This window comes from Pseudomonas sp. BF-R-01 (assembly GCF_019946615.1).
GTDB classification, from domain to species: Bacteria; Pseudomonadota; Gammaproteobacteria; order Pseudomonadales; family Pseudomonadaceae; genus Aquipseudomonas; species Aquipseudomonas migulae.
In genome coordinates this window covers 37130-57017 of the sequence record NZ_JAGYFX010000039.1, presented here as the reverse complement: position 1 = coordinate 57017, position 19888 = coordinate 37130, and the positions used below count along the sequence as shown (strand labels likewise).

General features: G+C 55.1%; 20 protein-coding genes. 12 read left to right on the top strand and 8 right to left on the bottom strand.

Translation table 11 applies throughout. The features are described 5' to 3' along the window. Positions 1 to 120: 120 nt before the first annotated feature. From KGB27_RS16290 to KGB27_RS16265, 6 genes are all read left to right on the top strand, one after another. The gene (locus KGB27_RS16290; RefSeq protein WP_223555327.1) at positions 121 to 3213 is read left to right on the top strand and encodes a host specificity protein J; all 3093 of its coding nucleotides are present in this window, start codon (positions 121 to 123) and stop codon (positions 3211 to 3213) included. Positions 3214 to 3216: 3 nt separating this feature from the next. Next, positions 3217 to 4524: a hypothetical protein gene (locus KGB27_RS16285; protein WP_223555324.1), complete on the top strand. Its 1308-nt coding sequence runs from the start codon at positions 3217 to 3219 to the stop codon at positions 4522 to 4524. 10 nt (positions 4525 to 4534) lie between these two features. Then, positions 4535 to 5005: a tail fiber assembly protein gene (locus tag KGB27_RS16280; protein ID WP_223555322.1), complete on the top strand. Its 471-nt coding sequence runs from the start codon at positions 4535 to 4537 to the stop codon at positions 5003 to 5005. A gap of 150 nt (positions 5006 to 5155) precedes the next feature. After that, positions 5156 to 5668, top strand: a complete 513-nt coding sequence (locus tag KGB27_RS16275; protein WP_223538803.1) for an HNH endonuclease — start codon at positions 5156 to 5158, stop codon at positions 5666 to 5668. Further along, positions 5668 to 6093 carry a cell wall hydrolase gene (locus tag KGB27_RS16270; protein ID WP_223555319.1) on the top strand — a complete coding sequence of 142 codons (426 nt, stop codon included), beginning with the start codon at positions 5668 to 5670 and terminating at the stop codon, positions 6091 to 6093. The genes KGB27_RS16275 and KGB27_RS16270 overlap by 1 nt, the downstream gene beginning before the upstream one ends. After that, positions 6093 to 6611, top strand: a complete 519-nt coding sequence (locus KGB27_RS16265; protein ID WP_223555316.1) for a lysis system i-spanin subunit Rz — start codon at positions 6093 to 6095, stop codon at positions 6609 to 6611. Before KGB27_RS16270 ends, KGB27_RS16265 begins: the two co-directional genes overlap by 1 nt. 178 nt (positions 6612 to 6789) lie before the next feature. Here the strand turns inward: KGB27_RS16265 and KGB27_RS16260 are convergent, their stop codons facing one another. From KGB27_RS16260 to KGB27_RS16220, 8 genes are all read right to left on the bottom strand, one after another. Continuing rightward, positions 6790 to 7179 carry a hypothetical protein gene (locus tag KGB27_RS16260; RefSeq protein WP_223555315.1) on the bottom strand — a complete coding sequence of 130 codons (390 nt, stop codon included), beginning with the start codon at positions 7177 to 7179 and terminating at the stop codon, positions 6790 to 6792. Continuing rightward, complete coding sequence (locus tag KGB27_RS16255) at positions 7176 to 7682, bottom strand: hypothetical protein (protein ID WP_223555312.1); 507 nt, start codon at positions 7680 to 7682, stop codon at positions 7176 to 7178. The genes KGB27_RS16260 and KGB27_RS16255 overlap by 4 nt, the downstream gene beginning before the upstream one ends. A gap of 7 nt (positions 7683 to 7689) precedes the next feature. Continuing rightward, complete coding sequence (locus KGB27_RS16250; protein WP_223555310.1) at positions 7690 to 8433, bottom strand: hypothetical protein; 744 nt, start codon at positions 8431 to 8433, stop codon at positions 7690 to 7692. A 185-nt stretch (positions 8434 to 8618) separates the two neighbouring features. Next, positions 8619 to 9302, bottom strand: a complete 684-nt coding sequence (locus KGB27_RS16245) for an SOS response-associated peptidase family protein (RefSeq protein ID WP_223555307.1) — start codon at positions 9300 to 9302, stop codon at positions 8619 to 8621. A 28-nt stretch (positions 9303 to 9330) separates the two neighbouring features. Beyond that, entirely contained in the window at positions 9331 to 9699 is a 369-nt protein-coding gene (locus KGB27_RS16240; protein WP_223555304.1) for a hypothetical protein, read from the bottom strand. Between the two features lie 308 nt (positions 9700 to 10007). Further along, the gene (locus KGB27_RS16235) at positions 10008 to 10271 is read right to left on the bottom strand and encodes a hypothetical protein (protein WP_223555302.1); all 264 of its coding nucleotides are present in this window, start codon (positions 10269 to 10271) and stop codon (positions 10008 to 10010) included. Between the two features lie 962 nt (positions 10272 to 11233). Continuing rightward, on the bottom strand, positions 11234 to 11788 hold the full coding sequence (gene pseH, locus KGB27_RS16225; protein WP_223555300.1) for a UDP-4-amino-4,6-dideoxy-N-acetyl-beta-L-altrosamine N-acetyltransferase: 555 nt from the start codon (positions 11786 to 11788) through the stop codon (positions 11234 to 11236). A gap of 176 nt (positions 11789 to 11964) precedes the next feature. Further along, on the bottom strand, positions 11965 to 13644 hold the full coding sequence (locus KGB27_RS16220) for a methyl-accepting chemotaxis protein (RefSeq protein WP_223480155.1): 1680 nt from the start codon (positions 13642 to 13644) through the stop codon (positions 11965 to 11967). 504 nt (positions 13645 to 14148) lie between these two features. On the opposite strand from KGB27_RS16220, the gene KGB27_RS16215 reads away from it, so the two are divergent. The 6 genes from KGB27_RS16215 to KGB27_RS16190 all read left to right on the top strand — a co-directional run bounded on the left by KGB27_RS16215 (position 14149) and on the right by KGB27_RS16190 (position 19865). Next, the gene (locus tag KGB27_RS16215) at positions 14149 to 15360 is read left to right on the top strand and encodes an MFS transporter (protein WP_207286480.1); all 1212 of its coding nucleotides are present in this window, start codon (positions 14149 to 14151) and stop codon (positions 15358 to 15360) included. A 61-nt stretch (positions 15361 to 15421) separates the two neighbouring features. Continuing rightward, a complete protein-coding gene (locus KGB27_RS16210) occupies positions 15422 to 16339 on the top strand; it encodes a LysR family transcriptional regulator (RefSeq protein ID WP_223451191.1) in 918 nt (305 codons plus the stop codon). Positions 16340 to 16428: 89 nt separating this feature from the next. After that, positions 16429 to 17073, top strand: coding sequence for a DsbA family protein (locus KGB27_RS16205; protein ID WP_223555298.1), 645 nt, complete (start codon positions 16429 to 16431; stop codon positions 17071 to 17073). A gap of 67 nt (positions 17074 to 17140) precedes the next feature. Continuing rightward, the gene (locus KGB27_RS16200; protein WP_223555296.1) at positions 17141 to 17860 is read left to right on the top strand and encodes a TetR/AcrR family transcriptional regulator; all 720 of its coding nucleotides are present in this window, start codon (positions 17141 to 17143) and stop codon (positions 17858 to 17860) included. 305 nt (positions 17861 to 18165) lie between these two features. Continuing rightward, entirely contained in the window at positions 18166 to 18648 is a 483-nt protein-coding gene (locus KGB27_RS16195; RefSeq protein ID WP_223555294.1) for a VOC family protein, read from the top strand. Further along, positions 18645 to 19865 (top strand): FAD binding domain-containing protein, encoded by a 1221-nt coding sequence (locus tag KGB27_RS16190; protein ID WP_223480152.1) that lies wholly within the window; start codon positions 18645 to 18647, stop codon positions 19863 to 19865. Before KGB27_RS16195 ends, KGB27_RS16190 begins: the two co-directional genes overlap by 4 nt. Positions 19866 to 19888 lie beyond the last annotated feature (23 nt).

The window sequence follows — 19888 nt, the reverse complement described above, 5'->3', positions numbered from 1 at the left end:
CTCTCCGTCGTCGGCAGCGTCAGATGTTTATAAGAGACAGGGAAGGGGGGGGGCGGCGGTGGTTCGTCTCGCTCCCCAGTAGAAGCGCCAGACAGCCTTCGCTCCAATCAGCACGTAAGAGTGCTGCACGCTATCTCTGAAGGCGAAATCTCCGGCATCACTGGCGCGCAGCAGATCTTCTTCGACGACGTGCCGCTTCAGAACGCCGACGGCAGCTACAACTTCTCCGGTGTCGGCGTAGATATCCGCCTCGGCACCCAAGGCCAAGCCTACATGCCGATGACTGGCCTTGAGGCTGAGCAGTCGGTAGGGGTTGAGCTGAAATACGGCGTAGCCATTGAGCGCGCCATCACCGACACCGACGTGGATGCCACTCGGTTCACGATCAGCGTTCCGCAGCTGAGCGAGCAGAACACCACGAACGGCGACACCACTGGCTCAACTGTTGTTTTCCGGCTGGAAGGGAAGATCGGAGCCAGCGCCTGGTTCCAGCTGTGTGACGACATCTGGATCACTGGCAAGACCATGAGCCGGACGCAGTTCTCCTATTACGTCCGCCTTCCGGTATCCGGCGGCCTGCCGCGCTACATCCGTGCGACCCGGTTGTCGTCCGACTCCATCAGTGGCGCAATCCAGAACCGTACCTTCTTCGACAGCTACACCTTGCTGTGGGACGAGAAGCTGCGTTACCCGAACACCGCGATGATCGGCATCTCGATCGATGCACAGCAGTTTTCCAGCATCCCGCGCATGGCGTTCCAGATCCACGGCATCAAGGTCCTGGTGCCGAGCAACTACAACACCGGCACGCGTGCCTATACCGGTTCTTGGGATGGCACCTTTGTTCGGGCATGGACGGATAACCCGGCCTGGATCTGGTACGACATGCTCACCAACACCCGCTACGGGCTTGGTGGTTTGCTCGATTCGACACTGATCGACAAGTACTCGCTGTACAGCATCGCCCAGTACTGCGATGTGTTGGTGCCGAACGGCTTTGGCGGCAGGGAACCGCGATTTACCTGCAACATCGCCCTGACCACCCAGCAAGATGCGTGGAAGCTGGTCAACGACATGGTGTCGGTGTTCCGGGCGATTTGCTTCTGGGCTGGTGGCTCGCTGACTGCGGTGCAGGACGCTCCGCACTCCAGCCGCTACCTGTTCAACAACTCCAACGTGGTCGGCGGTGACTTCAGCTATCAGTCGGTCGCGTCCGATCAGCGTTTCAACGTCGCAGCTGTCACCTGGAACGATCCGCTCCAGCAATACAAGCAGTCGGTCGAGATCGTCGAGCGGCCGGAGCTGATCGCCAAGTGGAATCGAATCCAGCAGAGCGACGTCGTGGCCATCGGCTGCACTTCGCGGGGCCAGGCTCGCCGCCTAGGCCGCTGGCTGCTGTATGCCGAAACTGAGGCGGTTTCCTTTGCCGTCGGCGCCGACGGGGCGCTGCCGCTTCCAGGCGACATCATTGATATCGCTGATGCGAATCGCGCCGGTGCTCGCAATGGTGGCCGGCTCCTGGCTGGCAGTACCGCTTCAACGCTGCTGCTGGATGCTCCAATCGGCCTGGCCGGTACGGGGACAGTCGGCGTCGTCATGCCGGATGGGTCTTATGCGGTTGTCCCGGCAACCGTTGGGGTTGGCGGAACATCGATCACCGTCTCTCCGCCGCTTGCATCTGCCCCTTTGGCCACTGCGCCTTGGGTGTTTTCCACTCCTGAACTGGAAACGCAGAAGTTTCGCGTGATCAGCGTTAGCGAAGGTGATGACGGCACCTACGCGATCAGCGGCATCGCTTACGACCCGGACAAGTTCGATCAGGTCGAATTTGGTACGCCTGACGTCGACAATCCGACCAGCATCGTCAATCTCGGCAAGCCGGATGCAGTAGGGCAACTCACGTTCCTTGAGTCGCTGTACGACACCGGCACCGGCCTGGCTGCCGCTCGCTTGACGGTCAGCTGGACACCGCCACCGCGCGCCATGCGTTACCAGATCGAAGTCAAGAAACCGGGCGGTAACTGGGAATACGTGACGGAGATCAACACGCCAACGATTGATTTCGACTCGGCTTCATCGGGGCTATGGTCGGTTCGAGTCACGCCCAAGTCGGTCCTTGGTTTGGCGGGTCCTGGATCGATACAGGAATACAACGCTCAGGCGCTGCTGGCACCGCCGTCGGCGCTCACCGGTCTGCGACTGGATGTGATCAGCAGCGTGGCCACACTGGCGTGGGATGCCGCGCCGGAGCTTGATGTGAAGCTCGGCGGCAGCATCTCCATCCGGCATACGCGCAATACGTCTGCTAACTGGGATGCGGCCTTGCCGCTGGCAGAAGTGGCGGGGCGGTCCACGTCGTCTGTGGTCGCCTTGCTGCCAGGCAAGTACCTGGCGCGGGCGGTCGATTCCTCTGGTGTCGGCGGGCCGGTGACCGAGGTCTGGTCGGATGCTCAAGTTCCGCTGCCGACCAATGTGGTGCTGACCATTACCGAATCGCCGGCCTTTACCGGGGTGGCGGTCAACGCGGCGCCATCGGGCGGTCTGCTGAAAATGTCCGGGGCCGGCTTTATCGATGATGTTACCGATATTGATGCTGTCTTGGGCGAGATCGACAAGTTCGGCGGCTCGCTGCTCACCTCGACCTACAGCTTCACCGCTCCTGCTGACCTTGGGTATGTCTACGACTGCACGCTGACGGCCGATGTCGTGGCATCGCTGTATGACGACGGCACCTACATCGACACGATCACGGACTTCGATGCGCTGCTGGGCATTGATGGTGATCCGCCAAATGGCGCCTCGCTGTCGCTTTGGGTGCGCACCTCGGATGTGGTGCTGCCCGAGGTTTGGTCGGCATGGAAACCCTTTGTTGTCGGTGATTACCGCGCGCGGCTGTTCGACTTCCAGCTTCGCGGCTCGGTCGAGCAGACAACTCACTGGATCGACGTATCCAAGCTCGAGGTGGTGATCGACATGCCGGACCGGATCGAAAGCGGAAACGACATCGAGGTTCCAGTGGGCGGGCTTACCGTCACCTACTCACCGCCGTTCAACGCCTCGCCGGCCGTCAGCATCACTGCGCAAAACCTCGCGCCCGGTGATTGGCCGGACGTGTCAGCCAAGACCGCAACGGGCTTCACGGTCTTCATTCGCAACTCCAGTGGGGTCGCCCAGTCAGGCCGCTCGATTGACTACATCTCAAAGGGATACTGACTTATGTCGCAACATGATATGACGCTGGACAATGCCTCTGGCCTGGTATTCCGGAATGATGCGAATGCTGCTTTGCAGGCGCTTGCGTCTCAGAGCAGCGGGGCTTCGGCCCCAAGCCCGACATTCCCATGCCAAGTTTGGGGAGACACCGGGACAGGACGTCTCAAACAACGAAACGCAGCGAATTCCGCATGGCTTGATAAAGGTCCGCTGGATGCCCCGCTACGCGACGCGGCAAGCCAGGGTGAATTCGTCGCCGACACCGGCGCAGCCGGCGCCTACGTGTGCAATTTCGTGCCAGCGCTGACCGCGCGAAGCGAGAGCACACCACTTCGCTTCAAGGCTGCGAACGCCAACCCCGGCGCAGCCACCATCAACGATGGCTTGGGTGTGGTGGCGATCGTTGGCGCTGCGCATGCGGCGCTCCAGGGTGGCGAGATCATCGCCAACGGTATCGCCTGGATTCAATGGAACGCTTCGGTTGGTGGCGGCTCGTACGTCCTGCTGTTCTGCACCGGTGCGCCGCAGCAGGTGGCAGATGCGACAAAAAGCAAACATGCAGTGACTCTTGCTCAAATCCAGCCGCCAGTGGTTGGCAGCACCCGCAATGGCAAGATGTCGATTACCGCAGCGTCAGCCACCGCCACCTTCACGGCGGACGAGGCGATCGTCGAAACCGCACTTGGCGGGACGGGCTACAAACTTTCCAGTCTCAGCAAGACAATCAATCTCGCGACCACTGGCGCCGGCGGCATGGACACGGGGAGCGCCCCGGTAAGTGGCTGGGTGGCGGTCTACCTGATCTATAATCCGACCACTCTGGCAAGTGCCCTGTTGGCAAAGAACGCCACCGCCGGCGTGCAGACCGAGGTTTATTCGGGAGCGAATATGCCTTCCGGGTATACCGCGTCCGCACTGATCGGGGTGATGCCGACCAACGGCTCGAGCCAGTTTGGTATTGCCTATCTGGATTCGGACTCTCGCAAGGTGTCCACGCCCGACGTAAACGTTTTAAGTACATCCACCAACTCCAGCGGCCTGACGTCACTCTCTCTATCGACGGCAATTCCACCCAATGCAAAAAGCGTTGGTGGTTATGTCAAGGTGTCGGCAAGCAGTCCTGGTGACTATGCCGCACGGCTGTCGGCAAATTCCGTGGGCATCGGACAGACATTTGTGACAGGCGGCTATACGAGCGCATCCGGCTACTTCAACTTAGTGGTCATTACGCTGCAAACCATGTGGTATGCGGTGTCGACATCGGCCGGCACGCTAACGGCGCTCATTTATGTCACTTCTTACACCTTCTAAAGGCGGTCATATGCCATACGTTCAGTTTTCGGATTCATCGCAGGTGGCTGTGGTTTCGGTGTTTGGCTGTCCGCAGGACCCAACGGAGTACCCGAATCAGGGCGAAGTTCCCGACGACGATCCGCGCTATCTTGCGTTCATGGACCCTCCGCCGGATTACCTCGCCATCAATAGCGCCAAGCTGCAGCAACTTATTCAACTGGCGGCAGCCCAAAAAACCGCGCTCACCAATCGGATTGGCGACCTTGAGAGCGCCATCGAAAATATCGGGATTGAAGGGCAGGAGGAATTCGCCGCCACCCCAGAAGAAGAGGCTGAGTATCCTGTTCGGAAGGCCCAACTGACGAAATGGAAGAATTACTCCATTTCGCTGGGGCGCGTGACCGCGCAGGCAGGCTGGCACACCGTCGTCACCTGGCCAGTTCAGCCAACAAGTGGGATGGACCTTACGGTCTCGGCTTCAGCGCCACCCACCGTCTAACGCGAAATCACCCTGTAAACCGGCCGCCCTTGAGCGGTTTTTTTGTGCCTGGAGAAAAGCAATGCCAGTTACCGATAAGGATCGCGACATTCTCGCCCGCACGTTGTGGGGTGTTCTGTGAGGGTTCTGCCGGTGCCCGCCGGCGTGAACTTGAATGCTTTGGAATGGCGTCGATGCCATGCCTCTGACGACTACGAAATTAGCGAATACGGCCATGTCCGTCGGCGCACTCCAGGGAGAGGGACCTACCCAGGCAAAATCCTCTCCTTCTGCTGGCATAGGGCGGGATACCCGCGTTTCAAGCTCACAATCAATGGTGAGCATCAGTATTTCGAGGCTCATCGATTGGTTGCAATGGTTTTTCTTGAGCCTCCGGTTGGCAGCCGTACAGAAGTCGCTCACGGGGACGGCATTCCGAGCAACAACCATTATTCGAATCTGTCCTGGAAAACGCGCCTCGAAAACGAGGAAGACAAGATTGCCCACGGCACCCGGCCTATTGGCGTCCTTAATGGCGCCTCAAAGCTCGACGACCGCACCGTCCAAGGCATCAGAGCGCGTCGCGCGGAAGGGGCAAAGCTTTCCGTCATCGGCGAAGAGTTTGGTGTTGCCTTTCAGACCGTTTCGAAAATCGTAAACAGACAGTCCTGGAGCCACATCTAATGAGCGTGACTGAGAACGATCGCGATGTACTGGCACGCACGCTTTTTGGCGAGGCCCGCGGCGAATCCCTGGCCGGCCAGATCGCCGTTGCCTGGACCGTCCGCAACCGCGTGAACGATGGCAAGGAAAAATCCTGGTGGGGCGAAGGCTACGCCGGCGTGTGCCAGAAGCCCTATCAGTTCAGTTGCTGGAACAAGAGCGACCCGAACTATGCGTCTTTGATCGGCATCAAGCAGATCCCGTTCCGCGAGCTGGCGCAGGCGCGAATCGCCGCTGACCAGGTGATTGACGGAAAGGTACCAGACCCGACCGGCGGCGCCACGCACTACTACGCCGCCGCGATGATGAAGGCGCCAGTCTGGACGAAGGGCGCCAAACAGACGGTGAAGATTGGTGGTCACGTCTTCTTCAGGGATGTGCCGTGATGACGTCGGTGCAGAAGCTGATAGCTCTGCTGGTGCTGGTTGTGGTCTTGATGGCCGGCAGCGCTGCTGGCACATGGAAGGTTCAGGGCTGGCGCTATGGAAAGCAGGTTGCCGAGCAGGCCCGACTACACCAGGACGATCTGACCGCCATCAGCAATGCCGCTGCCGACCAGATCCGCACCGATCAGGAAAAGCGGCTGGCGCTCGAGCAGCGCCTATCGGCCAGCGACCAAACCCACCACAAGGAACTGAGCGATGCTCAAAGAAATCAGGCTCGCCTGCGCGATCGCCTCGCTACTTCTGATCTGCGGTTGTCAGTCCTTATCGACGCCACGGATTCAGCCAGTGCCTGTTCAGTGCCAGCCGGTACCGAAGCCTTCGGCGTGGTTCATGGAGGAGCGCGCTTCCGACTTGACCCAGCGCATGCTCAACGAATTATCGCCATCACCGACGCCGGCGATCAGGGATTGATTGCGTTGAAGGCGTGCCAGGCATACGTCAGAGAAGTGAATCGCTAATCGGTTGAATCAGTTCGGGGCCGTGGTTTCTCACATTGCCTACCGCCCGATCCGCCTTGAACCATTGAACGCTTCGGTCGGTTCGCCCTGGAACATCACCAGAAAAAGCTTATGACTTAGCCCGAATAGCGGGGGCTTGTGAGAGGTTGTATCAACGAATCCACGCGGTACAGGCAAATCAATCGTTAGATTGGTCAATCGCCTGAAGTTGATCGCGAACGCCAATCTCCACCAGTGCGTACGACTTGGCACGAGTTGGAACAAATGTGGCCTTGTGCGTTCCAGTGGCATGCCTAACTTCCTGTCGGCCAAGTGGCTTTGAGGAAAACCCAAAAATTCGTTCGCCGTGAATCTCATCTCCCTCCTCGACATGGGATTTAGCAGACAGTTGTTTTGTCGGGTCTCCGAGAGGTTTGGCAATTTTGGCAAAACCGTGAATGCTCAGTTTGAAACTGAACACTAATTTATTGGTAAATCGCGTTTTGGTGGGGCCATGCAGATAAATCTTTCGGCATTGCAGCTCTAAGCTATCGCCTTCGACAGAATCCCCAATTGCAGACGATCTCATTCAGAAGCCTCTAGCAATTTAGGTTGACCCTTCATAAGAAACTTGGGGATCATATGAAGCGCGTCGTCGACAGAGGAAATCGAGCAGTTAAATAAATTTGCGAAGTCAGACGGAGTGAACTCCACAGTCGTCAGCTTAAGAAGGCGTGCCATTATTGGAGCGATCTCCTCTGGGTCCACCTCTCTCTCTTCAACTGCCATAGCCTCTGCAATTTTCTCAAATTCATCGTCATCGATTTGCTCGAGAAGATAGGCTGAGTAACTAGAATTAAAATCTATCAGCTTTTGCTGCCAATTGACGACGTCGTTCAATGCTGAAACGTCCGACTTCCACTCCGACTCCACCTGCATCAGGCGAGAAATGAACACCTGAGTGTCGATCAAGGAAACGCTGGTAACATGAGACGAAGTTGGCCTTGATACACGCGCCAGAACATCTAGCCCGTTGATATTTGGCTGCGTGGTCAATTCTGTGGTGGTCACGGTTTTGAAGAATTCGCTCATAATTTCCTCAAACTAACTCAAGGAGTTTGTAAATCTCACTAGGGCAGTATTTTTGCACTAAGGAGATAAGTTCTTCAGGTCCCGGATTAGCAAAGCACTCCGATAGGGCTTGCGGCCTTGTGTTAATATCCAGCTTTACACTCACTCCCATCTCTACGATCGGAAGTGATAACAAGTCAACGGAGGCGCCCGCGGTAACCTGTATTGGTCCTCCCCGCTTTTCGTATATATCAGCTTCAATATTCAGAAAAATGCCATTAGGCAAAAGGTAGCCAGTCTTAACCGACGTGCTTGCCACTTCAGCATACCTAGGCATTTTTACAAACTTGCTGAAGATGAACTCACCCAGGTCTGATCTGCTGGAATCTGACGGAAAACTTAAGACAATAACCAGTGCACTCTCCCTAAGTGACTCCTTGCCCTTGAAACCCTCTATTTTTTTGTGCGCATCTCGGACGTTTTTGATTATGATCTCAAGCTGGTTATCAACGCCCTTAGTAGCAGACTCGAAGCCTAGCGACAGTTGACAAGCAATTTGGCTTACCACCATCTGCTTTTGCGCCGACTGGAATACTAAACGAGGTTGAGAGGGATCAAAATCGTCCGGCAAGTTCGTTTGTTGAGATTGCGCCGCGATGAGGGAGCTGAACGAATTCTCAGCCTCTTCTTGTCTATATCTGATTCGCTTATCAAGCACATTGCTCACTAAATAGATAGCTTGAGAAATGTAGGCTTTTTGCAAGTCGATCATCAACAATTTCCTAATTAAACAGAGACGAACACGGCCGCTTCAAGGGCCCAGGTCAGCGTGTCGGTGAACCTGATCCTAGGATAGGCGTTTTTCCATCAACATCAAGCGCGCGGCCGCCCTGTATAGGCCCCACAGCCGGGATTTGCAAGAGATTCTTGCTGGCAGAGATGCCCCGAGGCGACGTGCTAAGTTGGGCGTCTATTGATAAGCAACGGCCCCTGATTCCGCACATTCCCCACATCCTTGCTCACCTTGAACCATTCGAACGCTTCGGTCGGTTCGCCCTGGTGCATCACCATCTGCTCGGCGCGCTCCTTAGGCGTGGCCGGGTCCAGCCATTCTCGGGCCAGTTCCGGCGATAGAGTCACTGGCCGCCGGTCGTGAATGTCCACCATGCCGCCGGCGCTGTCGGCGGTGATGATCACAAAGCCGTCATGCTCACCAGGTTCATGCTCGGCGTTCGGGTACTGGCCGATCGCAGCGCACAGTATCGGCGCCCGATCTCGCCGGCGGATCAGGTAGGGTTGCTTCTTCGGGCCGCCTTCGTCCACCCATTCAAACCAGTTGTTGATCGCGATGATTGCCCGGTGCGGCCAGATCGCGCGGAAGAACGGGCCGTGGGCGACTTTCTCTACTCGAGCATTGATCGGTGCGGCGCGGTCCCTGGCCCAGTGCGGGCGCCATCCCCAGCGAACCATGTCGGCGTGCAGGTAGTTGCCTTCCTGGTGGAAGAGGGCGAGCTGAGTTGTGGGTGCTGCGTTGTACCGCTCGAACGCCTGGTCGCCGACATTGTTGACCAGCGGGTTTGGCATGCTGAGCGCTGCAACAAAGTCGTGAATGCCATCGTATTGGGACAGTCGTCCGCACATGATCATGCCCTCCGAGTGATGCTTCAACTTAGCTGCGAGGCAGTTTTAAGCGCGGATCTTCCCCGGTCAGGTGTTGGATTTTGTCGTAAAGCTCACTGACCCGCTTATTCATTGCCATCAATTCCCAGTTGCTTTTCGTCTCAATTTCGGTGGTGTTCCTACGAACATCTGATAGGGCCGCCCGGGCGCGGTTCAATTCTGCGCGCAGCTGGTCACGCTCCTTGGACACGTCAGCATGCATTTGCACCAGGCCGAAGATGTCCTCTCTGGCCTTGCGCATTTGCAGGGTCAGTTCCTGTACCTCGTTCTCGTACATGCGCAGAAAGTGACGGCAGGTTTGAAGCTCGGTAGGACAACCCAGCCAATCGCTGGTGTCTTCGATTTCATGCGGGTCCACGGTAGCGCCTTACTGATACTGTTTGTATGTACAGTAATAGAGGCGCAGTGATTGGGCGAGGCTGGGGCGACGAGCAGTAGAATTTTTGGGGTGGTGTTCGGTCGGCAGGACGCCGTAGAAGGGGGTACTACTGTAGGAATATACAACGCTAAGTTATTGATTCTTATAGGGGGATGTGTTGGTTTTGAGAGGGCCAAAAAGCACCCTATTTCCCTTGTACATCAATAGGTTACAGCCGACTCCAGATCACCTTGACATGGTGGTGCTGAGAGACCGGCGAAGTAGAGTGGTCTCCCAGCGGTTATTGATTACTTCTTCCAGTTATCGATAAGCCACTGGTGTATGTCTGTCCGTTTCTGAACGGTGCCAGGGAGCAGGGTTTTGATCAGTCGCTCGGCTTGGAGCGCTTGAGGTTTGGTTGTGCAGATGCTGTTCAGAAAACGCAGAACTTCATAGCCCTCGTCCCGATCTACTTTGTCGCGGTCGAGCTTCCCGATGTAGTTCGGGTTGTCGCCCTGATCTGCCGACCAAGTGTATTTGTAAGCCAAGTCACTCTTCGTGATTACAGACATGTCCTTTCCTTGAGGTGGCGGGCAGAGGATTCTGCGCCACGTCGAGGTTCTAACGAATGCAGGACGTTTTGCAATACCGCTTTGGCATCAGCTCGCGATAGCCTGCGCAAAACCTCCGCTGGAGGCCACGGTTTACCGTTTGCATAAGCACGAAAAAGCGGATGTTTTGCCAGTGCCAAATGGGCCTGTTATCGTTATAAAACAAGTGGTTAGGCCTCTACAGTCCCCAGCATGGGGTGCTAGGGGTCGAGTGTTCGAATCACTCCGTCCCGACCATTATTCCTGAGCAAAATCAGACACTTAAGCCGATCAGATGGATCGGCTTTTTTGTGTCTGCGCAAAACTACCCGGTGAACTCTCGGATATTCAGGTCCGGAATTGCCGCGGCCCAGACGACTCCCTCGTGGTCCCGCTGGTAGTTTTTGGTCATGCCCTCGTTCGCATGTCCTGCAATTTTCTGCCCATCCTTTCCGGTTTTCTTCTACAGGTGCAGTGACAGTGCTGCATTGGTTGCAGGATTTGGCATGGCAATAGAATTCCTCGCCCGCCGTTCACCGGCAGAATGTGAGTCGTAAGGTTTTGGCTTGCAGTCGGACGAATTCGGCGGGGGCGCTGACGGTGGGTATCAGGGTATAGCTGATATACGAAGAAGGCCTGCTCGAATAAGGTCCAGTAGTTCGCCCTGCCAGCTGTTTCAGAGAAATGCTGAGTGGCCGCAACTGGTCAGGGTGGGCTTACTTCTTGGTCGTGGATCCTTGTGGCAGTACATGTAGGCGAACCAGGCGAGGGCGATCATGGCGAAACCTCGCGCCGGGCTCACTGCACATACGGGCTGTCTTCAGTGTCGAAAATGCCGAGCAAGAACCACTCATATGCCGGAGGCATTTCGGGCTCCCATCCGAGGCAGTGAGCCTCACCATCAACCCAGTAGGGTGGGCGTCCACGTCGAACTCCCACGATTGTCATTCCTGCTTACGTAGACGCAAAATCAGCGGCTCAAGTGTGGGGCGCTTGTTTTTCCATTCTTCTTTGGTAATGCCGAGCAGTACCACGTCAATTCGGCTTCCGTTTTTCAGAATGTTCTTGCGTCTAACTCCTTCAAGTTCAAAGCCAAACTTCTGGTGCATTTTTATTACGGCAGAATTAGTTTCCAATATCTCGCAATTGAGCTTTTCCAGGCATGCGTCATTGAATGCATAGTCAAGCATCCAAAACTCTACAATGCTTCCTATGCCTTTTCCTTGATGTTCAGTGTCTAGATAGAACGCCCAATCGGCGGTTTGTTGAACTGTATTTATGGCGTTGAGTGAAACGACACCGATGGACTGCTCATTCCTCATGGCCACGAACACCGCTTGGCGCTTGTTTCCTTTCAAAGAACGCAACCAATCCTCGTGCTCCTCTTCGGTGATTTCGTGGGAGGTGTACATGTTATTTCGGACATCCTCCTGGTTTCGGAGAGTGCGCACATGTGCTTGAACAGAGGGGCTGGCGTCAACTAAAGGAATAAACTGCACCGGATTACCTCGCGGGGACCAGAAAACTTAAAAGGCTAACAGCTTCATAGAAAAAATACCTTTTCAAGCGACTTGGTTTGCAGAGTCACTCCGGAGCCATCAGTATCGCAAGCGTCACTTTGGTGATTTTACAGAGGACCGCATCAAGTCCGATAACTTGATGCGGTGGTTCACTACTAGATCCGAAACTGGCTAATCAAACGACCTAGGCGATTACCTAACTCACTGAGACTTCTGGAGGTTTGTGCACCATCTTTGGCGTCCCCGGCGACCACATCAGCCGCCAGGGAGATGTGAGTCATACTACGGTTTACTTCCTCGGCCACAGCGGTCTGCTCTTCGGATGCGCTGGCGATCTGAGCGTTCATGTCGTTAATTGTATAAATCAGTTGGCTGATGGCATCCAGCGACAATCCCGCCCGGTTTGCCAGTTCCCCTGTTGTTCGGCCTGTTTCGCTGGAGCGGCCCATCGTGATCATGGCATCTTGGGTGCCTTTTTGAAGCAGGCTGATCATCCCGTGGATTTCCTGGGTACTCTTTTGCGTACGGCTGGCCAGGGCTCGAACTTCGTCGGCGACCACTGCAAAACCACGACCCGCATCGCCAGCCCTTGCTGCTTCAATGGCGGCGTTCAAAGCCAATAGATTGGTTTGCTCCGCAATAGAGCGAATGACGTCAACTACACCGGCAATCAACTGCACATCCTTGTTCAAGCTGTCCAGAGACGAGCTACTTTGTCCTATTTCCTCAATCAACGAATGAATGCTTTCGATGCTTTTATTGACGACATCTCTTGCCTGCCCACCTACATCGCTGGTTTCTCGTGCTGCTTGCGAAGCACCTTGGGCACTGACGGAAACCTGATGCGCAGCCGTGGACATTTCATGAATGGCTGTCGCCACTTGATCAGTCTCTTGGCGCTGACGATCCATGGCCTGCTCTGAGCGCTGTGCCTGGGCCGACATATCTTCGACCAGTGCCGTCAGTTGCCCGGTCATCTCCACGATTTGACGCACAAGGTTATGAATTTTTTCCACAAACAAGTTGAACGAGTGAGCCAAATCGCCCAGCTCATCGTTGCTCGAAACTGGCAGGCGGTGTGTCAGGTCGCCATCTCCAGCGGCGATGTCGTCCAGGTTCTTCTTGATGGCCAGTAAAGGTTTCACAATGCTGTTTCCTAGCCAAATGCCAATCAGCGCCACAAGGAGCAGCACGCAAACGGCGAGGAAAAGGATGTACGCGGTGTACTGACCGATTCGCTCATAGCGCTCACTGGCGATGGCCTGTACCTGAACTTCAAGATCATCCAGATTCACTTGCGTGCCCACGATCAAGTCCCACTTCTCCAGATAAACGGTGTAACCGAGCTTGGGCGTAGGTTTCGGGCTGACGGGGGTTTGCCAGTCGTACCGGAAAAAATGTGTCCCCGTCTTGGCCGCTTCAACCAGCCCTCGAATCACATACACGCCGTTGGCATCTTTGCTATCAACAAAGCTCTTGCCGATATCGGTGTTCAGGTTGGCGGAGAACACTCGAACAGACGAAGAGTCATAGCCGTAAAAATAGTTTTGTTTAGCGAAACTCAGCGTTCGCAGAATCTTCACAGCCTGATCCCGAGCGTCGGAATCCCCATATTTGGAAGCGTCATATATCGGCTGAATCGACGCTTGGGCAATTTCCATATAGTGCTTCAGTGAAGTTTTTCGCTCATTGATCAAGAGGTCGCGCGTCTGCTCAACCTCCTCGGATGCCAGCTTTTGCAAAACCCAAAAAGTGATGCCGCTGATCACTGCAGCCAGCAAAAGGCCAGGGATGATCGTCAGAAGGATGACTTTGCTACGAAGACTTAACGTCACGATGAGTTTCGCCTCACTCAAGAGATTTTATTTTTATCCACCCATTTTTATCTCGGCCAAGGCTGGCTCGACGACGCATAAAAGGAGGGAAGCTTTTAGGTTGGAGCGGTTGAGCCTGGAGCGATTTAAGGCCTTCTTTTGTTAAAAACACTATTAATGATCGATCGATCAATAGTAGTCTACGCTCAGCTCAAACGGCTTGTCGATGGCCGGTGAGGACGATGGCTGAGTCACCTTCAAGCCAGGTGCTGATATTGGAGATGAGCAGGCGCGATGCAGAAAGGTGTTTGCCGGCAATGAGGTATCTCGCTCAATTGCGCGCCATTGACTCAAGAGGGGACGTTGACTGCGCCGCGCATCTTTTGCGCAGGACGCAACGTGACGTTGCGTCCTGCCCATATTCTCTCGAGGGGGAGTGCCGCCTATTTTGTTGACCTGACAAACAGTAAAGCGAGTGACCTTTCACTGGAAAGTCACCGCTGTCGAACTTCAGGAGTCTATGGCATGGGCGTTTCTACAAGTGGTACAGCAACGACGATACAAAAAGCTTCAATGACCAGAGGGCTAGTGCTTCTGTTTGCGTTTTGTTGCGGTGCCATCGTGGCCAACATCTATTACGCACAACCGATCATCAGCTTGATTGCCCCGGATATCGGTATGTCGAGTGGCCACGCGAGTCTTATTGTTTCGCTGACTCAGATTGGTTATGCACTCGGATTGTTTTTCCTGGTGCCCTTGGCGGACCTGGTCGAAAACCGCCGACTGATGATAGCGACGATCGTGATTACGATCTTCAGTCTGCTCGCCGCTGGTTTAGCCAGGCAGCCGAGCGTATTTCTTGTCGTATCGGCGCTCATCGGTTTCAGCTCGGTCTCCGTGCAAATGCTTATTCCATTGGCCGCGCATCTGGCTCCGGAAGAGTCTCGCGGCCGAGTGGTTGGCGGGATCATGGGAGGCTTGCTGCTGGGGATTTTGCTTGCGCGGCCGCTGTCGAGCCTGATTGCTGATCATTTGGGCTGGCGGGCAGTGTTTATCGGGGCTGCTGCCTTGATGCTCATCATCTCCATAGTGATCGGCATGACCATGCCCAAATGGCAGCCAGCCCATCGTGCGTCGTATGGTCAACTGCTGATGTCCCTTGGACAACTGTTTTGCCGCGAACCCGTATTACGTCAGCGAGCGCTTTATCAAGGGCTGATGTTTGCATCGTTCAGTTTGTTCTGGACCGCCGTACCGCTGGTGTTGAGTCGTGAGTTCGGCCTCACGCAAAGTCAGATTGCGATGTTTTCTCTGGTCGGCGCCATCGGTGCAGTCGCTGCACCTATCAGTGGTCGACTCGCTGATGCAGGGCACACTCGACGAGCCTCACAGTTGGCCATGGTGCTGGGCGTGGTGAGTTTCCTTCCAGCCTTCATTAATCCCTTTTACGGTGTGATTGGTTTGGCTGTCACCGGTGTTGCGCTGGACTTTGCTGTGCAGATGAACATGGTGCTTGGCCAACGAGCCGTCTACGCCTTGGGCACCGCCAACAGAGGCCGCCTGAATGCGTTGTACATGATCAGTATCTTCGTTGGCGGTGCAATCGGTTCCTCGGTGGCCAGTTCGCTTTATGAACATGCCAGCTGGTTGGCGATTGCAGCGGTGGGAAGCGCCTTGTCGCTGGTCGCTCTGATCGCCTTCTCGATTGTTTCTCGTCGAGCCGGGCAGGTTCACTGAGTCGATCGGTCGCTGGAACGCGCAATGCCCAAGATGAGAACGGGGATAGTCGAGGAGTGTCATGGACAAGTTGCTCGCATTGAAAATGTTCGTCCAGGCTGTGGATTCGAAGGGCTTTTCTTCTGCCGCTCGACAGTTGGGCCTGGCGACGTCTTCCGTGACCCGGATGATCGACGGGCTTGAGGCTGAGCTGGGCGCTGTCCTGCTTAACCGTTCCACGCGGCAAATCTCATTGTCAGATGCCGGGGCCGCCTACTACTTGAAAGCGCGGGAGGTGTTGAACGCTGTAGCCGAAGCGGATGCCTCGGTCACTGACCGTGGGGAAGTCCCGGCAGGGCATCTTCGTATTTCCGTACCCGTGGCACTGGGACGTCGTCTGATTGCGCCGCATATCGCCGCGCTTTTGAAGCGTTACCCGCAACTCGTGTTGGACATGACGCTTTCTGACGACATTGTTGAGTTGTTGGGTGAGCGCGTCGATCTATCGATCCGGTTGGGCTCCGCAGCAGCAATGGACGGTGTAGTCAGTCGTCCTGTCGGTCATTTCAGTCGTAGGGTGGTTGCCAGTTCCGAGTACCTGAATGTGCATGGTTTCCCCGAACATCCTATGGACCTCATGCAGCACGAATGTATGCGCTTTAGTTATGGCCAAAAGCAACAGGTTTGGAGTTTCTTAAAGTCCGGTGAGAAGACTCGAGTACCTATTGAAGGCCGCTTTAAAAGCAACAATGCGGAGGTTTTGCGCGAGGTTGCGCTGGCGGGCGGAGGGGTGGCTCTTTTACCTGATTGGCTCGTCAACGATGATATTGGTAGCGGTCACCTGACGTCATTGTTCGAGTCTTTTGTTGTCAATCCGAACGACGCGAGTTCGGTTATCTCTGCGCTGTATCTTCCCAATCATCGCGGCTCCAGGCGCGTCAATGCATTTATCGATTTCATCAGCGAGTTGCTCGGGCCTGAGGGCTTGCCAGTGAGCTGATCTCGTTACCGTTGCTTAATTTAAAGCGTTGGATTTCGACGTAATGGACCACTTTCGCTGTGTAGATACAGCAGATCCGGGAGGCTTGAATGAGCGCCGCAACATTGCATTACGTCTACGATCCGTTCTGTGGCTGGTGCTATGGAGCGGCACCAATGATCACGGCGGCCACCACGATTCCTGGCCTGGAAATTCAGGCTCATGGTGTAGGCATGTTATCGGGAGACAAAAGCAAGTTTGTGTCGGGTGAGTGGCGCGATTTTGTTCGTCCTCACGAAGCTCGGATTACCGCGTTCAGCAAACAAACCTTCGCAGACGCTTACGTCCAGGGCGTACTCGACCATGAAAACGTTTACCTGGACTCTTCACCGCCCATTGCAGCCATGATGACGGCTCAACAGCTGTCAGGACGCGGCATTGAAATGCTCAAGCGTTTGCAAGTCGCGTACTACCAGGAGGGACGGGCCATTGCTGACCGTGGGGTGATTGCCGACATTGCCGGCGAGCTTGGCTTTGAATCAGATACGTTCATGGCGGCTTTTGATTCGGTCACCGCAGACTCATTGCAGGATCATCTTGAGCGCAGCAACGGGATGCTGGAAGCCCTGAATGCGCGTGGCTTTCCAGCATTTGCGCTGGAAGTCGATGGTGAGATGGAAGTGTTGGCCATGGGGCATTATTTAAGTCGACCCACATTGTTCAAGACGGATATTGAAAGCCGCCTGGCCAAATAGGTGTGGTTCATAGCCAGCACATTCTTTTGTTTTGTATGATGCCTGAATGAAGCTCTAGTGAGGCGTTATGCAAGACTCAAAAAATGTGGACGAGAACGAGCCAGGCAAGTCAAAAGACTCCGCAAGCCTCGTCAAATCGACGACTCGACGCCTTTCGCCAGAGGTCAGGGAAAAGCAGATTGTGCAGAAAGCCATCGAGCATTTTGCGACGTGCGGATTCTCGGGGAGCACCCGTGAGCTGGCGCGACAACTTGATGTTACCCAGCCTTTACTCTATCGATATTTCCCTAGCAAAGAGGCGCTGATAGATCGCGTGTACGACGAGGTGTACCAGTGGGATTCCTCGTGGGAAGCGATGATCAAGGATCGCTCGGAACCCCTCCAGTCTCGTCTGGTTCGTTTCTATACCTCATACGCAGGGGTGATTCTGCGGCGGGAATGGATTCGTATCTTCGTTTTCGCCGGGCTGACACGTGAAGGTATCAACGATCGGTATCTCGCCAAATTGCGTGAGCGAGTCTTCATTCCTGTCATCGCAGAGATTCGCCATGCTCATGGATTGGCACCCTCCTCAGGTGAAACGATCAATGACAAAGAGCTGGAATTGATCTGGAGTTTGCATGCAAGCATTTTCTATATCGGCGTGCGCAAATGGATTTACGATCTTCCAGTAACGGAGGACATTGATGCGTTGATCGAGCAGATGGTCGATGCATTCCTTAACGGCAGTCCCCACGTATTGCAACAAGTCGATAACGACCTCGGCGAGAAGCCTAGCTTGAATTGACCGGCTTCAATTTGAGTTGGTTTTTCTGCTTTACCCGCCCGCTGATCTTTTGCTTTGCCTCTCTTTTTTGTCGACCACTCATCACCTGTTTCAGCCTTCAGCTGATCAGGTGGTAGGGGGCGTACGCTTGTCATTTTGCCCTGAAAAGCCCTTTCCCAACGCTTGAAACCCGCTTCCCCTTTGCGTCGCCATGAAGTGGTCCAGGCCAGCCCTCAAAAATTTGACCCATCGGCTATTTACTTCAATTTTGTCAGGACGTATTGTTTATCGAGTGATAAATAAATACAAAAAACGTTGGAGGCACCATGCAAGTCCTGAAGCTCGCTCATTACTCGATCCGGTCGTTCGACCTGGAGAAGTCCAGCCGATTTTATGAAAGGGTGCTCGGTTTTACCCCTGGCTATCGGCCGCCGTTCGATTTTCCTGGCGTTTGGTTGTACATGGGAGGAGATGAGGAGGACTTTGGCACGGTCCACATTATCGGGATTGACCCTTCCAACCCCGAAGGTCTGAAGAACTACCTCGGCGATAAAGAAATCCCGCTGACAGGCACTGGAACCGTTGACCACATTGCCTTTCTGGTCACTGGCCTGGTTGCATTCTGGAGCGTCTTCAAGGCCGAAGGCATTACCTGGCGTGATCGCACCGTTCCGAGCCTCGGCCTGCATCAGGTTTTCATCGAAGATCCGTCAGGTGTCACCATCGAGCTCAATTTTCCAGCCTCCGAGATTGAAGCGGTTGGTTCTTACGCCTCCCATGTAGCTGCCACTGCGGGAGAACGGCCATGATCAATACGTTGAATAAACCCCGCGCTATTGTCGTGGGCGGTTCGTTGGGTGGTCTGTTTGCAGCAAATATGCTGTTACGCAAAGGTTGGGATGTTGAGGTTTTCGAGCGTGTTCCGGATGAACTCGCTGGACGAGGCGCCGGGATCGTTACCCACCCTGAATTGTTCGAGGCGATGGCCGCTGCGGGAATTCCCCTCGATGCATCTGTCGGTATCAATGTGCTTTCGCGTGTCACGTTGGCCCAGGATGGCGATGTGGTACTTGAAAACGCGCTCCCACAGACGTTGACCGCGTGGGGGAAAATGTACCAGGTTCTTCGCGCCGCATTTCCGGACTCGCTTTACCGCAGCGGTGGTAGCGTCATCTCGGTTGAAAGCACTGACACGCATGCCAGCGTCACGTTGGCCGATGGCACAACTCATCAAGCGGACGTCATTATTGCCGCTGATGGATTTCGGTCGACAATCCGCCAGCATTTTTTACCTGACGTACACCTGCAATACGCTGGATATATCGCATGGCGTGGGTTAGTCGATGAAAGTGCGCTATCGGACTCTGCCCACGCAGCGCTATTCGATAAATTCGCTTTTTGTTTGCCGCCACACGAGCAGATCCTGGGGTACCCAGTTGCCGGGCACTCCAACAGCACTCTTGTAGGCGAACGCCGTTATAACTTCGTGTGGTACCGCACCAGTGACGACGACGATTTGCGCGATTTGTTGAGGGACGAAAGCGGGAAACAATTCGAAGGTGGAATTCCTCCGGCGCTGATACGCCGTGATGTGCTCGACACTATGTACCAGTCCGCAGAGACATTACTTGCCCCGCAGTTCGCCGAAGTCGTAAAGAAAGCCGCACAACCGTTATTCCAGCCAATTTACGACCTGGAAGTACCGAAGATGAATTTCGGGCGTGTCGCTTTGCTCGGCGACGCGGCATTTGTGGCGCGTCCCCATTGCGGAATGGGTGTTACCAAGGCCGCCGGTGATGCGTTGGCAATCGTCGAAGCACTTGAGCGACATGCATCCGTCGAAGAGGCACTGGCGGACTATAGCGAGCAACGCTGTCGTTTCGGGGCGTCGATTGTTCAGCATGCCAGGCATTTGGGTGCGTATATGCAGGCGCAACTGAAAAGCGAGGAAGAGCGCGAAATGGCTGAGTTGTACCGAACCCCGGAAGCCGTAATGCGCGAGACAGCGGTGCCCGTGAAGTTTTAATACAGCCAAAAGCCCTTTGCAGG

Bases quoted from the DNA above. Each gene is read 5' to 3' on its own strand.
- KGB27_RS16260 (WP_223555315.1), bottom strand. From the start codon at position 7,179: ATGAGATCGTCTGCAATTGGGGATTCTGTCGAAGGCGATAGCTTAGAG.
- KGB27_RS16215 (WP_207286480.1), top strand. From the start codon at position 14,149: ATGGGCGTTTCTACAAGTGGTACAGCAACGACGATACAAAAAGCTTCA.
- KGB27_RS16205 (WP_223555298.1), top strand. From the start codon at position 16,429: ATGAGCGCCGCAACATTGCATTACGTCTACGATCCGTTCTGTGGCTGG.
- KGB27_RS16265 (WP_223555316.1), top strand. From the start codon at position 6,093: ATGACGTCGGTGCAGAAGCTGATAGCTCTGCTGGTGCTGGTTGTGGTC.
- KGB27_RS16235 (WP_223555302.1), bottom strand. From the start codon at position 10,271: ATGTCTGTAATCACGAAGAGTGACTTGGCTTACAAATACACTTGGTCG.
- KGB27_RS16255 (WP_223555312.1), bottom strand. From the start codon at position 7,682: ATGAGCGAATTCTTCAAAACCGTGACCACCACAGAATTGACCACGCAG.
- KGB27_RS16190 (WP_223480152.1), top strand. From the start codon at position 18,645: ATGATCAATACGTTGAATAAACCCCGCGCTATTGTCGTGGGCGGTTCG.
- KGB27_RS16270 (WP_223555319.1), top strand. From the start codon at position 5,668: ATGAGCGTGACTGAGAACGATCGCGATGTACTGGCACGCACGCTTTTT.
- KGB27_RS16200 (WP_223555296.1), top strand. From the start codon at position 17,141: ATGCAAGACTCAAAAAATGTGGACGAGAACGAGCCAGGCAAGTCAAAA.
- KGB27_RS16210 (WP_223451191.1), top strand. From the start codon at position 15,422: ATGGACAAGTTGCTCGCATTGAAAATGTTCGTCCAGGCTGTGGATTCG.
- KGB27_RS16285 (WP_223555324.1), top strand. From the start codon at position 3,217: ATGTCGCAACATGATATGACGCTGGACAATGCCTCTGGCCTGGTATTC.
- KGB27_RS16195 (WP_223555294.1), top strand. From the start codon at position 18,166: ATGCAAGTCCTGAAGCTCGCTCATTACTCGATCCGGTCGTTCGACCTG.
- KGB27_RS16245 (WP_223555307.1), bottom strand. From the start codon at position 9,302: ATGTGCGGACGACTGTCCCAATACGATGGCATTCACGACTTTGTTGCA.
- KGB27_RS16280 (WP_223555322.1), top strand. From the start codon at position 4,535: ATGCCATACGTTCAGTTTTCGGATTCATCGCAGGTGGCTGTGGTTTCG.
- KGB27_RS16250 (WP_223555310.1), bottom strand. From the start codon at position 8,433: ATGATCGACTTGCAAAAAGCCTACATTTCTCAAGCTATCTATTTAGTG.